Annotated in this window: 21 protein-coding genes; 19 read left to right on the top strand and 2 right to left on the bottom strand. The window is 37.9% G+C overall.

The features are described from left to right. Positions 1-47: 47 nt before the first annotated feature. The 17 genes from AC2CGR_RS27185 (at position 48) to AC2CGR_RS27105 (ending at position 11,134) form a co-directional block, all read left to right on the top strand. Positions 48-698 (top strand): adenylate kinase, encoded by a 651-nt coding sequence (locus AC2CGR_RS27185; protein ID WP_001048992.1) that lies wholly within the window; start codon positions 48-50, stop codon positions 696-698. Next, the gene (gene map, locus AC2CGR_RS27180; protein ID WP_000582539.1) at positions 698-1,444 is read left to right on the top strand and encodes a type I methionyl aminopeptidase; all 747 of its coding nucleotides are present in this window, start codon (positions 698-700) and stop codon (positions 1,442-1,444) included. The genes AC2CGR_RS27185 and map overlap by 1 nt, the downstream gene beginning before the upstream one ends. 68 nt (positions 1,445-1,512) lie before the next feature. Continuing rightward, positions 1,513-1,731 carry a translation initiation factor IF-1 gene (gene infA / locus AC2CGR_RS27175; RefSeq protein WP_001029884.1) on the top strand — a complete coding sequence of 73 codons (219 nt, stop codon included), beginning with the start codon at positions 1,513-1,515 and terminating at the stop codon, positions 1,729-1,731. A gap of 35 nt (positions 1,732-1,766) precedes the next feature. After that, positions 1,767-1,880: a 50S ribosomal protein L36 gene (gene rpmJ, locus AC2CGR_RS27170; RefSeq protein ID WP_000868344.1), complete on the top strand. Its 114-nt coding sequence runs from the start codon at positions 1,767-1,769 to the stop codon at positions 1,878-1,880. A gap of 21 nt (positions 1,881-1,901) precedes the next feature. Then, positions 1,902-2,267 (top strand): 30S ribosomal protein S13, encoded by a 366-nt coding sequence (gene rpsM / locus AC2CGR_RS27165; protein WP_000090788.1) that lies wholly within the window; start codon positions 1,902-1,904, stop codon positions 2,265-2,267. Positions 2,268-2,291: 24 nt separating this feature from the next. Then, positions 2,292-2,681, top strand: coding sequence for a 30S ribosomal protein S11 (gene rpsK / locus AC2CGR_RS27160; protein ID WP_000101798.1), 390 nt, complete (start codon positions 2,292-2,294; stop codon positions 2,679-2,681). Between the two features lie 180 nt (positions 2,682-2,861). Next, the gene (locus AC2CGR_RS27155) at positions 2,862-3,806 is read left to right on the top strand and encodes a DNA-directed RNA polymerase subunit alpha (protein WP_000569643.1); all 945 of its coding nucleotides are present in this window, start codon (positions 2,862-2,864) and stop codon (positions 3,804-3,806) included. Positions 3,807-3,841: 35 nt separating this feature from the next. Further along, entirely contained in the window at positions 3,842-4,204 is a 363-nt protein-coding gene (gene rplQ / locus AC2CGR_RS27150) for a 50S ribosomal protein L17 (RefSeq protein ID WP_000331490.1), read from the top strand. 103 nt (positions 4,205-4,307) lie between these two features. After that, the gene (locus tag AC2CGR_RS27145; RefSeq protein WP_029439125.1) at positions 4,308-5,150 is read left to right on the top strand and encodes an energy-coupling factor ABC transporter ATP-binding protein; all 843 of its coding nucleotides are present in this window, start codon (positions 4,308-4,310) and stop codon (positions 5,148-5,150) included. After that, a complete protein-coding gene (locus tag AC2CGR_RS27140; protein WP_029439126.1) occupies positions 5,126-6,007 on the top strand; it encodes an energy-coupling factor ABC transporter ATP-binding protein in 882 nt (293 codons plus the stop codon). The genes AC2CGR_RS27145 and AC2CGR_RS27140 overlap by 25 nt, the downstream gene beginning before the upstream one ends. Further along, a complete protein-coding gene (locus tag AC2CGR_RS27135) occupies positions 5,995-6,789 on the top strand; it encodes an energy-coupling factor transporter transmembrane component T family protein (protein WP_029439127.1) in 795 nt (264 codons plus the stop codon). Before AC2CGR_RS27140 ends, AC2CGR_RS27135 begins: the two co-directional genes overlap by 13 nt. A gap of 14 nt (positions 6,790-6,803) precedes the next feature. Then, the gene (truA, locus tag AC2CGR_RS27130; RefSeq protein WP_087963800.1) at positions 6,804-7,547 is read left to right on the top strand and encodes a tRNA pseudouridine(38-40) synthase TruA; all 744 of its coding nucleotides are present in this window, start codon (positions 6,804-6,806) and stop codon (positions 7,545-7,547) included. Positions 7,548-7,699: 152 nt separating this feature from the next. Continuing rightward, on the top strand, positions 7,700-8,137 hold the full coding sequence (rplM, locus tag AC2CGR_RS27125; protein ID WP_001260793.1) for a 50S ribosomal protein L13: 438 nt from the start codon (positions 7,700-7,702) through the stop codon (positions 8,135-8,137). A gap of 21 nt (positions 8,138-8,158) precedes the next feature. Continuing rightward, a complete protein-coding gene (rpsI, locus tag AC2CGR_RS27120; RefSeq protein WP_000079986.1) occupies positions 8,159-8,551 on the top strand; it encodes a 30S ribosomal protein S9 in 393 nt (130 codons plus the stop codon). A gap of 162 nt (positions 8,552-8,713) precedes the next feature. Continuing rightward, positions 8,714-9,142, top strand: coding sequence for a YbaK family protein (locus AC2CGR_RS27115; RefSeq protein WP_001101006.1), 429 nt, complete (start codon positions 8,714-8,716; stop codon positions 9,140-9,142). Positions 9,143-9,208: 66 nt separating this feature from the next. Further along, positions 9,209-9,922, top strand: a complete 714-nt coding sequence (cwlD, locus tag AC2CGR_RS27110; RefSeq protein ID WP_071721976.1) for an N-acetylmuramoyl-L-alanine amidase CwlD — start codon at positions 9,209-9,211, stop codon at positions 9,920-9,922. A gap of 144 nt (positions 9,923-10,066) precedes the next feature. Next, on the top strand, positions 10,067-11,134 hold the full coding sequence (locus tag AC2CGR_RS27105; protein ID WP_087963794.1) for an Mrp/NBP35 family ATP-binding protein: 1,068 nt from the start codon (positions 10,067-10,069) through the stop codon (positions 11,132-11,134). Positions 11,135-11,190: 56 nt separating this feature from the next. Here AC2CGR_RS27105 and gerD read toward each other — a convergent pair whose 3' ends face one another. Next, positions 11,191-11,808, bottom strand: coding sequence for a spore germination protein GerD (gene gerD / locus AC2CGR_RS27100; RefSeq protein WP_000827520.1), 618 nt, complete (start codon positions 11,806-11,808; stop codon positions 11,191-11,193). 139 nt (positions 11,809-11,947) lie between these two features. On the opposite strand from gerD, the gene kbaA reads away from it, so the two are divergent. Further along, positions 11,948-12,559 (top strand): KinB signaling pathway activation protein KbaA, encoded by a 612-nt coding sequence (gene kbaA / locus AC2CGR_RS27095; protein ID WP_048553548.1) that lies wholly within the window; start codon positions 11,948-11,950, stop codon positions 12,557-12,559. Between the two features lie 104 nt (positions 12,560-12,663). Here the strand turns inward: kbaA and pdaB are convergent, their stop codons facing one another. Then, the gene (pdaB, locus tag AC2CGR_RS27090; RefSeq protein ID WP_000464710.1) at positions 12,664-13,428 is read right to left on the bottom strand and encodes a polysaccharide deacetylase family sporulation protein PdaB; all 765 of its coding nucleotides are present in this window, start codon (positions 13,426-13,428) and stop codon (positions 12,664-12,666) included. A 170-nt stretch (positions 13,429-13,598) separates the two neighbouring features. Between pdaB and AC2CGR_RS27085 the strand changes: the two genes are divergently transcribed. Beyond that, complete coding sequence (locus AC2CGR_RS27085) at positions 13,599-13,817, top strand: hypothetical protein (protein ID WP_029439134.1); 219 nt, start codon at positions 13,599-13,601, stop codon at positions 13,815-13,817. Positions 13,818-14,004: the final 187 nt, after the last annotated feature.

The raw sequence follows: 14,004 nt of genomic DNA, 5'->3' as shown, positions 1-14,004 counted from the left end.
AAGTATTGTCTTCCCTACATGCTCATGTACTCTGAGGGGGAACAAGGATGAACTTAATTTTAATGGGGCTTCCTGGTGCTGGTAAAGGTACACAAGCCGAACAGATTGTTGCCAAGTATAACATCCCTCACATCTCAACAGGAGATATGTTCCGTGCAGCTATGAAGGCTGAAACTGAAATGGGTTTACAAGCAAAATCTTTTATTGATAAAGGTGCACTTGTACCAGATGAAGTTACAATCGGAATCGTTCGTGAACGTTTAAGTCAAGAAGACTGTGTAAGAGGCTTCTTATTAGATGGTTTCCCACGAACTGTTGCACAAGCATCAGCTCTTGAAGAGATTATGAAAGATCTTGGCAAAAAAATCGACTATGTTTTAAACATTAATGTGGATTCAGGGTTGTTATTAAAACGCCTTACAGGCCGTCGCATTTGTAAAGAGTGCGGTGCGACTTACCACTTAGAATTCAATGCGCCAGCAAAAGCTGACGTGTGCGATAAATGTGGTGGCGAATTATATCAACGCTCTGATGACAATGAAGAAACTGTAGCAAATCGCTTAGATGTAAATATTAAGCAAACTAAACCTTTGCTTGATTTCTACGAGGAGCTTGGTTACCTACAAAGCATTAATGGTGAGCAAGATATCAATAAAGTATTTGCTGATATCGATGTTCTCATCGGAGGCTTAGCGTAATGATAATCTGCAAAACTCCTCGCGAGATAGAAATCATGCGAGAAGCTGGCAGGATCGTTGCTTTAACTCATCAAGAGTTAAAACAACACATTACTCCAGGAATTACAACGAAAGAGCTCGATCAAATAGCGGAAAAGACGATTCAAAAATATGGTGCTACGCCATCTTTTAAAGGATACAACGGATTTCCGGGGAGCATATGTGCTTCTGTAAATGAAGAGCTTGTACACGGAATTCCAGGGAAGCGCAAGCTCAAAGAGGGCGATATCATCAGTATCGATATTGGTGCGAAATACAATGGGTACCATGGAGATTCTGCATGGACGTATCCAGTTGGAAACATTTCTGAATCTGTTCAAAAGCTACTTGATGTCACAGAAAAATCGTTGTATCTTGGTCTAGAACAAGTAAAACCAGGCGAGAGATTATCAAATATCTCACATGCGGTTCAAACCCATGCTGAAGAGAATGGATTCTCGATCGTTAGGGAGTATGTTGGTCACGGAATCGGGCAAGACTTACATGAGGACCCTCAAATCCCGCACTATGGTCCACCAAATAGAGGCCCTAGATTAAAGCCGGGAATGGTCATCTGTGTTGAGCCGATGGTGAATCAAGGAAGACGATATGTAAAAACACTATCTGATGACTGGACAGTGGTAACGGTAGATGGTAAATGGTGTGCCCATTTTGAGCACACGATTGCTCTTACAGAAGCAGGATACGAAATCCTTACCACTTTATAAGTAGCTGGCTCTCCGGGATTTCAGAGCAGTGTAAAATGTTACTGATTTGATGAAGGGAGAACTATTGAATGGCTAAAGATGATGTAATTGAAGTCGAAGGTACCGTTCTTGAAACGTTGCCAAATGCTATGTTCAAAGTAGAATTAGAGAATGGGCATGTCGTATTGGCTCACGTTTCTGGTAAAATCCGTATGAACTTCATTCGTATTTTACCAGGAGACAAAGTTACGGTAGAATTATCTCCGTACGATTTAAATCGTGGTCGTATTACGTACCGTTTTAAATAATATAGCACTCCGTAATCTTTAAGGAGGTTCGAGACATGAAAGTAAGACCGTCAGTTAAACCAATCTGCGAAAAATGTAAAGTTATTCGTAGACGTGGAAAAGTAATGGTTATTTGTGAAAACCCTAAACATAAACAAAAACAAGGTTAATCAGAAGGAGGTGCATTCGTAATGGCACGTATCGCAGGTGTAGATATTCCTCGAGACAAACGCGTTGTTATTTCTTTAACTTACGTATTCGGCATTGGTCGCACAACTGCTGAAAAAATTCTTGCTGAAGCAGGTATTTCTGAAGAAACACGAGTTCGTGATTTAACGGAAGACGAATTAGGACGTATCCGTGATATCATCGATCGTATTAAAGTTGAGGGAGACCTTCGTCGTGAAGTATCTCTTAACATCAAACGTCTAATGGAGATCGGTTCTTACCGTGGTCTTCGTCACCGTCGTGGTTTACCAGTTCGTGGTCAAAACTCTAAAAACAATGCTCGTACACGTAAAGGTCCACGTCGTACAGTAGCAAATAAAAAGAAATAATAAGTAAAGGAGGTTGAACTAACAATGGCACGTAAAACAAACACTCGTAAAAAACGTGTGAAAAAGAATATTGAAGCTGGTATAGCTCATATTCGTTCTACTTTCAACAACACAATCGTAACACTTACAGATACTCACGGTAACGCACTTTCTTGGTCTAGTGCTGGTGCACTTGGTTTCCGTGGATCTCGTAAATCTACTCCATTCGCTGCGCAAATGGCTGCTGAAACTGCTGCTAAAGCTGCAATGGAACACGGTTTAAAAACTTTAGAGGTTACTGTTAAAGGTCCTGGTGCTGGTCGTGAAGCTGCAATTCGTGCTCTTCAAGCTGCAGGTCTAGAAGTAACAGCAATTAGAGATGTTACTCCAGTTCCTCATAATGGATGTCGTCCACCAAAACGTCGTCGTGTGTAATTTTTCTGTATAGAATTTTCCCTTTTGTCTATAATGGATATGATGCATTATCGAGAAATTTCGTACAGAAACATCGCTTGTTGTGCACAATCGGGAACTGCCTAAGGGGGACTTTCGGTTAGACAGGGGTTATACCTTTGTTTAACCGGGGTTTCGACGTTTTGAAGGAGGGTTTAGTTAATGATTGAAATCGAAAAGCCGAAAATCGAAACGGTTGAACTTAACGAAGATGCTAAATATGGTAAATTCGTAATTGAACCGCTTGAGCGTGGATATGGTACTACGTTGGGTAACTCCTTACGTCGTATTCTTTTATCTTCACTCCCTGGTGCCGCTGTTACTGCTATCCAAATCGATGGCGTATTACATGAATTTTCAACAGTTGAGGGCGTAGTAGAAGACGTTACAACGATCATCTTAAACTTGAAAAAGTTAGCTCTTAAAATCTACTCTGAAGAAGAGAAGACGTTGGAAATTGATGTGCAGGGCGAAGGTATTGTCACAGCTGCTGATATTACTCACGATAGTGATGTAGAAATCTTAAATCCAGATTTACACATTGCAACGTTAGCAAAAGATGCGCATTTCCGCGTGCGTTTAACTGCAAAGCGTGGCCGTGGGTATACGCCAGCTGATGCAAATAAAAGCGAAGATCAACCAATAGGAGTAATTCCTATTGATTCTATTTATACTCCAGTATCACGTGTGACTTACCAAGTGGAAAAGACACGTGTCGGACAAGTGGCTAATTATGATAAGCTTACGCTTGATGTATGGACGGATGGAAGCATCGGGCCAAAAGAAGCTATCTCTTTAGGTGCCAAAATCTTAACTGAGCATTTAAATATCTTTGTTGGTTTAACTGATGAAGCACAAAATGCTGAGATTATGGTCGAGAAGGAAGAAGATCAAAAAGAGAAAGTTCTTGAGATGACTATCGAAGAACTAGACCTTTCTGTTCGTTCTTATAATTGCCTAAAACGTGCAGGAATTAATACTGTACAAGAGCTTGCGAACAAAACAGAAGAAGATATGATGAAAGTTCGTAACTTAGGACGTAAATCCTTAGAAGAAGTTAAACATAAACTTGAGGAATTAGGTTTAGGTTTACGCAAAGACGACTGAGGATTTAAACCCATCAACAAAGGAGGGAACTACGAATGGCATACAGAAAATTAGGCCGTACAAGTGCGCAACGTAAAGCTATGTTACGTGACTTAGCTACTGATTTAATTATCAACGAGCGCATCCAAACGACAGAAACTCGTGCAAAAGAACTTCGTTCTGTAGTGGAAAAAATGATCACTTTAGGTAAACGCGGAGATCTTCATGCTCGTCGTCAAGCAGCAGCTTTCATTCGCAATGAAGTAGCTAACGCTGAGACTGGTCAAGATGCACTTCAAAAACTATTCGCTGATGTAGCTCCACGCTATGCTGAGCGCCAAGGCGGATACACTCGTATTGCAAAAATTGGTCCACGTCGCGGAGACGCAGCACCAATGGTAATTATCGAGTTAGTATAATGATAATTAAAAGGGCAGGACAGTTCTTTTCAAGAAACTGGTCATGGCCCTTTTTTTTAAATATAAAAATAGGCTTACTTGGCGAAGGAAAGGGTGCCTTGTATTGAAAAAAGAGAAACTTCGGACAGAAAATATATCATTTCAATATCCTGGTGCAGCCACTTATGCATTAAAAGATGTTTCATTCTCCTTATATGAAGGAGAATGGGTATCTATTATTGGACAAAACGGTTCTGGGAAGTCTACACTTGCAAAATTATTGAATGGTTTGTTTTTGCCGGAAGCAGGGACAATTACAGTAAATGATGTAATGGTTTTGTCAGAGGAAACGGTATGGGATGTTAGAAAACAAATTGGGATGGTATTTCAAAATCCAGATAATCAATTTGTTGGAACGACAGTGCAAGATGATGTAGTCTTTGGTTTAGAGAATATCGGAATGCCAAGAGAGCAAATGGTAGAAAGATTAGATCAGGCCTTACGACTAGTCCGTATGGAAGATTTTCTTAATGATGAGCCTCATTCGTTATCTGGCGGGCAAAAGCAGCGAGTAGCAATAGCAGGCGTTTTAGCACTTCAACCATCTATTTTGATATTAGATGAAGCAACGTCAATGCTAGACCCTCAAGGGAGACGTGAAGTAGTAGAAACGGTTAGACAACTTGTTAATGAAAAAGGTATTACCGTGTTATCAATTACGCACGATTTAGAAGAAGCGGCACAATCAGACCGTGTCATTATTTTAAATAAGGGAGAGATATTAGAGGAAGGGACTCCAGAACAAATTTTCAAGTCCTCTCATGTGCTCCAAGAAATTGGATTAGATGTACCATTTTCAGTGAAAATAGCAGAATTATTAAAAAGAAATGAAATTCTCTTGCAAAATACGCATCTTACAATGGAAAGCTTGGTGAACGAACTTTGGAGATTACATTCCAAAAAGTAGAACATCGTTATCAATATAAAACTCCATTTGAAAGACGCGCACTTTATGATGTAGACGTGTCGTTTCCAAGTGGGGGCTATTATGCCATTATCGGTCATACTGGTTCAGGTAAGTCGACGATGATTCAACATTTAAATGGTTTATTGCAGCCGACAAATGGCACAGTTCAAATTGGTGAACATCTCATTTCGGCAGGAAAGAAAGAAAAAAAGCTAAAGCCACTACGTAAAAAGGTAGGGGTTGTCTTTCAATTCCCAGAACATCAGTTATTTGAAGAGACTGTGGAGAAAGATATTTGTTTCGGCCCTACTAATTTTGGGGTATCTGTAGAAGAAGCGAAGAAAAAGGCAAGAGAGGCAATTGAACTTGTAGGGTTAGAACCAGAACTGTTAGCACGTTCACCATTTGAGTTAAGTGGTGGGCAAATGAGGCGTGTTGCGATAGCAGGTGTATTAGCGATGGAACCCGAAGTGCTTGTATTAGATGAACCTACAGCAGGACTAGATCCAAAAGGGCAAAATGAACTTATGGAGATGTTTTATAAACTACATAAGGAGAAAGGCCTTACAGTTATCCTTGTAACGCATAATATGGAGGATGCTGCTAAATATGCCGAGCAGATTGTAGTCATGCATAAAGGAACGGTCTTTTTGCAAGGAAGTGCAGAGGAAGTATTTTCACATGCTGATGAACTAGAGAAAATTGGCGTGGATCTTCCTATGTCTTTAAAGTATAAACGTGCAATTGAAGAGAAGTTTGGCATTTCAATCCCAAAGGCTACCTTATCTTTAGAGGATCTTACTCATGAAGTTGTGCAGGTGTTACGAAAAGGTGGTCATGAATCATGCAGCAGTTGATTATTGGAAGATATATTCCAGGGAATTCTCTTATTCATCAACTTGATCCACGTACGAAGCTGCTGATTGTCTTTTTATATGTATTTGTTGTTTTCTTAGCAAATAATGCGATTTCATATGGATTTTTATTTTTATATGCACTCATTGCTTTATTTTTTGCAAAAGTGCCGATTCGTTATGTACTTTCGGGCTTAAAACCAATTCTATGGATTTTTCTTTTTACATTTTTCCTGCATATTTTTACAAATAAAGAAGGGGAAGTACTATTTCAGCTTGGTTGGTTTTCGATACATGAAAAAGGCTTAGAGCAAGGGATATACATTTCTATACGATTCTTCGTTATTATTTTAATGACGACATTATTAACGTTAACGACGACACCTATTGAGATTACAGATGGTTTGGAGACGTTATTAAAGCCGTTGAAGCGTATAAAAGTTCCTGTTCATGAAATCGCATTAATGATGTCAATTTCTCTTCGTTTTATTCCAACATTAATGGATGAAACGAGTAAAATAATGAAGGCACAATCGTCACGCGGTATTGATTTCGCAGGAGGACCGATAAAAGATAGGATAAAAGCTATTATCTCCCTACTCGTTCCTCTATTTATCAGTGCTTTTAAGCGTGCTGAGGACTTAGCAATTGCTATGGAGGCTCGTGGGTATCAAAGTGGCGAAGGACGTACTAAATTTAGGCAACTACGCTGGAAAACAAGCGATACAGTAACGATTATAAGCTTACTTTGTTTAGCTTGTATTTTGGCATGGGTGCGATCGTAATGGAGAATAGAGAAATGGATAGAATAAAATGTACGGTTGCATATGATGGCATGCATTTTTGTGGTTATCAAATTCAGCCGCAGCATCGTACTGTTCAACAAGAAATAGAGAAAGCCTTACAGAAATTGCATAAAGGGGAACTTGTTCGTGTTCAGGCATCGGGCAGAACAGATTCTACTGTTCATGCTAAAGGACAAGTGATACACTTTGATACACCGTTGTCTCTTGAAGAGTGGCAATGGAGTAATGCATTAAACACTATGTTACCAGATGATATTGTTATCACACAGGTAGAGAAAAAAACAGAAGAATTTCATGCACGTTACGGTGTCGAGAGAAAAGAATATCGTTATCGTGTATTATTATCAAAGACTGCGGATGTATTCCGTAGAAATTATGTATATCAATATCCATATCCACTCGAAATAAATTCTATAAGAAAAGCGATCCCTTATTTTATTGGAACGCATGATTTCACTTCTTTTTGTTCGGCAAAAACTGACAAAAAAGATAAAGTGAGAACAATTTATGAAATCGAGCTAATTGAGCAAGACGATGAATTAATTTTTCGTTTTGTAGGTAATGGATTTTTATATAATATGGTTAGAATTATTGTTGGTACGTTACTGAGCGTAGGACAAGGAAAGCTTGATCCAGATAGCATTCCAGAGATTCTAGCGAAACAAAATCGTCAGTTTGCTGGAAAGATGGCTCCTGGTCATGGACTTTACTTATGGCAGGTAAACTATAACAACTAATCCTGGTGTAACATTTGCTTGACATTAGAAACTCAAAAGTATATCATAACATATGGTATTGTTTCTAAAACCACGATTAGCCCCGGAAGGAAATCGTGTTTAAGATAAACAATAGATTTTTTCTATGGAAAAGATAACGAGGAGGGAAACACATGCGTACGACTTTTATGGCAAAAGCTAACGAAGTTGAGCGTAAATGGTATGTGGTTGATGCTGAAGGTCAAACTTTAGGTCGCCTTGCTAGTGAAGTAGCATCCATTTTACGCGGTAAAAACAAACCTACATTTACACCACACGTTGACACGGGTGATCATGTAATTATTATTAACGCTGAGAAAATTCATTTAACAGGTAATAAATTAAACGATAAAATTTACTACCGTCACACTAACCACCCAGGTGGACTTAAACAAAGAACAGCTCTAGAAATGCGTACAAACTACCCTGTACAAATGTTAGAGCTTGCAATTAAAGGCATGCTTCCAAAAGGACGCTTAGGCCGTCAAGTTTCTAAGAAACTAAACGTGTATGCTGGAGCAGAGCATCCACACCAAGCACAAAAACCAGAAGTTTACGAACTTCGCGGATAATCAATTAAAGGAGGGCTTACTTTGGCACAGGTTCAATACTATGGCACTGGACGTCGTAAGAGTTCAGTAGCGCGCGTACGCCTAGTTCCAGGCGAAGGACGCGTTATCATTAACGGTCGTGATTTTGAAAACTATATCCCATTTGCTGCATTACGTGAAGTAGTGAAACAACCTCTAGTTGCAACAGAAACTTTAGGTAACTACGATGTACTTGTAAACGTAAATGGTGGTGGATACACTGGTCAAGCTGGTGCTATTCGTCACGGTATTTCTCGCGCTTTATTAAAAGCTGATCCAGAATACCGTCTAACACTAAAACGTGCAGGTCTATTAACTCGTGACGCACGTATGAAAGAGCGTAAAAAATACGGTCTTAAAGGCGCACGTCGTGCACCTCAGTTCTCAAAACGTTAATTTTTGCGAACTACAAACCCCAACCATTTTGGTTGGGGTTTTTTTATGTTGCATTCCTCTTTTGTAATTTTTGTAGTTTGGAATATTTTAGTGCTATCCTCTCGCGTATGCTTCTTCTTTAGAAGTTTAGACTAATACGTATTAGGGAGGTTTATAAGTACTATGAATGTCATTGTCAGCTTACAAGAAAAACAAAAAGAAAAGCAGTTGAAATATGAACGGAAGATGCTGCGGGAATTATCATTAAAAACATTACGTTCAAATATTAGAGATGCCTTTCAGATGCAGGAACTTCATCGTCAGTATGAAGATTACTGCATTGAGTTAGGGATAGAGTCGTATTTATTAGGAGCGAGATATAGTAAATTTGGTTATTATGGCGAATCGTTCTTTGATGTGAAATATAGGGCCTTGGAAGAAGAGCAACAATTAACGGAAACACTATTTCAATTTTTAACGAGCATGACTATGCGGGAAATTAAGTTACAAGATGAGGAATTACTCTTTGAATCTTGCCAGCAGTTTATCGGCTTATGGTGGCAGGAAGGATATGAAAAAGGTGAAAGAAGATATCGATTAAAGCTTCATTAAGACAAGCATAAACTTTCCTCTTGTCCCATATAAGTAATTAGAGGGACTAGCTGGAGGAGGAAAGGTATGAAGAGAATTCGAATTATCTCTTTTGCACTCGCTGCGGTTGTTTTGTTTTTTTTAGTCAAACAAGAATTTCAAATTACAAAATCGTGGCGAGCTTGGAATTTACCCTTATCAGGGAAAGTAATCGTATTAGATGCTGGGCATGGTGGACCAGACGGAGGGGCTGTTGGTGGCAAGGATATTGTAGAAAAAGATATTACGCTTGAGATTACAAAGAAGGTGCAAGATTATTTACAAGAACAAGGTGCGCTAGTTATTTTAACACGTGAGGGAGATTATGATTTAGCCCAGAAAGATACAAAGTCATACAGTAGACGTAAAGCAGAAGATTTAAAAAAACGTGTAGAGATTATTAATAAACCTGATGTGGACTTTTTTGCGAGTATTCATTTAAATGCTTTAACGAGTAGTGGATCGAAAGGCGCACAAACGTTCTATTACCGTTCTTCAATTGAAAATGAACGTGCTGCGAAATTTATACAAGCTGAGTTGAGAACGAGTTTAGAGAATACAAATCGTTCAGCTAAAACAATTTCTCATGTGTATTTATTAAAGTATGCGAAAACACCAGGCGCTTTAATTGAAGCTGGCTTTTTATCGAATGTAAATGAAAGGTATATGTTAAATTCGGAAAAATATCAGCAAAAGGTAGCGGCTGCAGTATATCGTGGTATATTACGTTATTTCACGGAAAAAGGAAATCCTCCAGAATAAGGAGGATTTTTTTGAGTTTCTCTCGTTAACGAAGTTTTCCGAAAATATGTTATACTGGAAATGTAAACGCATTTATTTCAAAAGTAAAGAGAGATATATTTAATTAACATTATGTTATTTTTCATACAGGGGGCTGGGCTAATTATGGTAACGAAAGAGCAAGTAGTGGAAGCGTTAGAAGGGATTGTAGATCCGTTTTTACATAAAACGTTAAAAGAAACAGGGGCAATTAAAGAGGTAACAGTCAAGCCTGAGAAGGAACATGTAAGTGTTAAAATTGCAATCGTAAAAACTGGTACAGCGGAACAAATGCAATTGCAATCTGGAATTGTAAAGTTAGTAAAAGAACTAGGAGCAGCAACAGTAGGGCTTCGCTTTGCAGAATTTACAGAAGAGGAATTAGCTCAGTTTGCACCAGAACAAGAAGAAGAGCAAACTGAATCTTTATTGTCACCAAATTCGAAAACGACATTTTTAGCAGTGGCGAGTGGAAAAGGTGGAGTAGGAAAATCAACAGTTTCTGTTAACCTTGCTATTGCTCTAGCTCGTCTAGGGAAAAAAGTTGGTATTATTGATGCTGATATTTATGGTTTTAGCGTACCTGATATGATGGGGATAGAAAAACGACCTGTAGTAAGGGGAGATAGAATTATTCCAGTGGAGCGTCTAGGTGTAAAGGTAATCTCAATGGGATTCTTTGTAGAAGATAATGCACCGGTTATTTGGAGAGGGCCTATGCTTGGGAAAATGTTAAATCATTTCTTTACAGAAGTAGAGTGGGGCGATTTAGATTATTTAGTTTTAGATTTACCACCAGGTACAGGTGATGTGGCGCTAGACTTACATTCGATGTTGCCGGCTTGTAAAGAGATTATTGTCACAACACCGCATCCAACAGCTGCATTTGTAGCAGCACGTGCTGGAGCAATGGCTTTACGTACAGAACATAGTATTCTTGGTGTTGTTGAAAATATGGCTTATTTTGAAAGCAAAACAACTGGTGAAAAAGAATATGTGTTTGGAAGAGGTGGAGGAGATAAATTAGCTACAGAACTTCAAACAGAAGTACTTGGCCGAATCCCGCTTCAACAACCTGATTGGAATAAAGAAGATTTTGCGCCGTCAGTATATGAAGATACGCATACGACAGGTCTTATTTATCGCACGATAGCTGAAAAAGTAATTGATAAAACAGCTGTTGCGCAAAAATAAAATAATAATGAGTGGACGATATATATATTGTCCACTCATTACTATCGTTATTATTTTTACTGCTGTTCCTTTTTACCTTCTTGGGAACCACCTTCACCGCCTGCTTCCTTTTTATCAGAACCACTTTTTTCGGCTTTTTGGACACCCTTACTAATAATATCAACCATCTTAGCTTGGAAGAGCGGGCTTTCAGCAGTTTCTGTTAATACTTGTTGTAAATATTGACGGTATTCTTTGCTCTTCATCGTTTGTAACATCATTTTTTCTACTTCAGGGTTTTTCATAATTTCTATAACGCCTGCTTGGTATTCAGGGTCTTTTAGTAATGTTTTCATTAAGGCTGTTTGTTCTTTTCCCATACTTTTAGCGAATTTCGATGAGAACTCAGGGTCTTTAAAGAGCTTTTCCCAGAATTGTTGCCCTTTATCGGATACCATTGCATCTTCAATCGTTTTCTTTACTACTGTTTCATCTAGTATGAGTGCCTGTTTCATTTTTTCATCAGTTAACACATCTTGAATGGCTTTCTTACCTTGATCAGTTTTTAAAATATCAACAATCATTTTCTTCGTTTGATCATAATCAAGTTCGGACTTTGCTTCTTTTTCTTGTGCACATGCTACAAGTACAAGAAATAGAAAAGAAGAAGTCAAAACGAGCAGCATCCGTTTCATAAGTTGGAACTCCTTTCAGCACAGTTCTCTCTTTTTAATATAAATATCTTTAAGGAATTTATACATGAACATGGCTAGCTTTTTGAAATTGTCATTGATACAATTTGATTAGAAATATAAGGATAATGGGGGATGTGTTGTGAATAGCCGCAAGTGGGTACGACTATTTTTTACGACGTTGTTTCTTGGTGGGGTTAGTACAGTCATTATTGGATTTGTTTTAGAGTGGGACAAGTACGCTAAATTTTTTCAAAATTTCGACGGAAAGGAAATTTTGGCAGTGTCCTTCTGGTTGATGGGTGTAGGATTTATTTTTAGTGTGATAAGTCAAATGGGGTTCTTTGCTTATTTAACAATCCACCGTTTTGGACTAGGAATGTTCCGATCGTCTTCTTTATGGAATATAGTCCAGCTCTTCTTTATTGCATTCGTTTTATTTGATTTCGTGTATTTAAGATCGGTATTGATTGCAAATGGGGAAGTTTCATTAGGGAATAACATACTTGTTGCTGGTGTGTTATTTATGTTTGGGGCCATCGTTGCTTATGTAAAAAGTAAGGAAACGAATAAAAAGGCATTTGTGCCAGCTTTGTTCTTTATGGTCGTTGTAACAATTCTTGAGTGGGTACCAGCGCTTCGAATTAATGATACAGACTGGTTATATTTAATGGTGATACCACTTTTATTATGTAATGCATATCAGTTACTTATATTACATCGTTTAATTGGAAAGACGAGTAAGTCGGCCTAATTAGGAGAGTTTTTACGCAGAATAGTTGTACGAATAAAAATATCGGGATGAAAAAAGCTCTATTACCTGAATGAAAGGTAGTAGAGCTTTTTATGTGTAAAGAATTATTGAACATCTTTACTTTTCGTACTTGTGTTGGAAATAAGTTGTGATACGGATATTTGCTCATAGCCGTCACTCTTTAATTTCTGTAGAAGCAGTGGTAAAGCTTTATTTGTTTGAAGGGCAGAATCGGATGCATGTAATAAGACGATATCTCCACCTTTTAAATTATTAGAGACGGTGGAAACGATATTGTTTACGCCAGGGTTTTTCCAATCGTTTGAGTTATTACTCCAATGAACGACAGTGTATCCGAGTGATTCTGCTATTTTAAGTGTTGCCTTGTTAAAGTCTCCACTAGGTGGACGTAATAGTTTGATTTGTTTCACACCGAGTTTTGTAAAAACATCTTGTGCTCGCAGAAGATCTCTTCGTATTTCATTTGTCTCTAGAGAAGTGTAGGACGTGTAATTATAACCCATACTACCAATTTCATGTCCATCTTTTATGATGCGTTCAACAACATCAGGGTGTCTTTCTGCCCATGCAGCAGAAAGGAAGAAGGTTGCATTCTTAATATCTCTTTCTTTAAGTGTATCAAGGATTGGAATTGCTTTTTTGTCTCCCCAACTAATATCAAACGTGAATGCAACTTGTTTTTTAGAGGTGTCGCCTTTGTAAATAACTTTAGGTCCTGTAGCGGTTGAAAAAGCAGACTCGTGTGAATATGTTTTCAAAAAGAGTAGCCATGCTGTAAATAAGGAAAGTATCACTATTAAGCTAATGTGTTTAAAGTTTCTTTTACTCGTAATAAAAAAGAAAAACATAATATTACGCCCCTTTGTCCAATCCTTTTCAGTTACATATATGCTGTAAATATAAAAAAGAGAACAAGGGATTAATATCGTAAGTAGTGGATATAATGGATGGTAGGATTTTGTTAAATGAAAATGGGCTTAATACTTATTGCTCTGTAAGAAATGATTGAGGTGATGATTTGCTTGGGTTTATGTTAACGAAAGAAGAGAAAAAAGAAATGGAATACATATTGAAGAGAGAGTTAGAAGAACTTTTATTTGATTTTGAAGATGAACGTATTCATGACGTTGTAAAAAAGGCGATGGAAGAAAGATATAAAATCATTTTTTGTTTGTTTCGAAGAGTCGCTAATGCAGAGGAATGTATTCGTTATGTAAGAAAAAGAATTTTTTATTAAAAGGTGTTGACGCTAATGGTTATTGTATGATAAATTAATAACCGTCGCTGATGCGGAAACGCAAAAGACGACAAAAAAGAAATTAAAAAACTTAGTTGACATTGAAAAATGAAGATGTTAACATAAGGAAGTCGCAAATGAGCGACCAAGTAGTTCTTTGAAAACTGAACGAAACAAACAACGTGAA

The organism is Bacillus sp. LSHTCR4, from assembly GCF_057197025.1.
The sequence above is the reverse complement of the archived record's forward strand: the minus strand, read 5'-3'. Positions and strand labels throughout refer to the sequence as shown.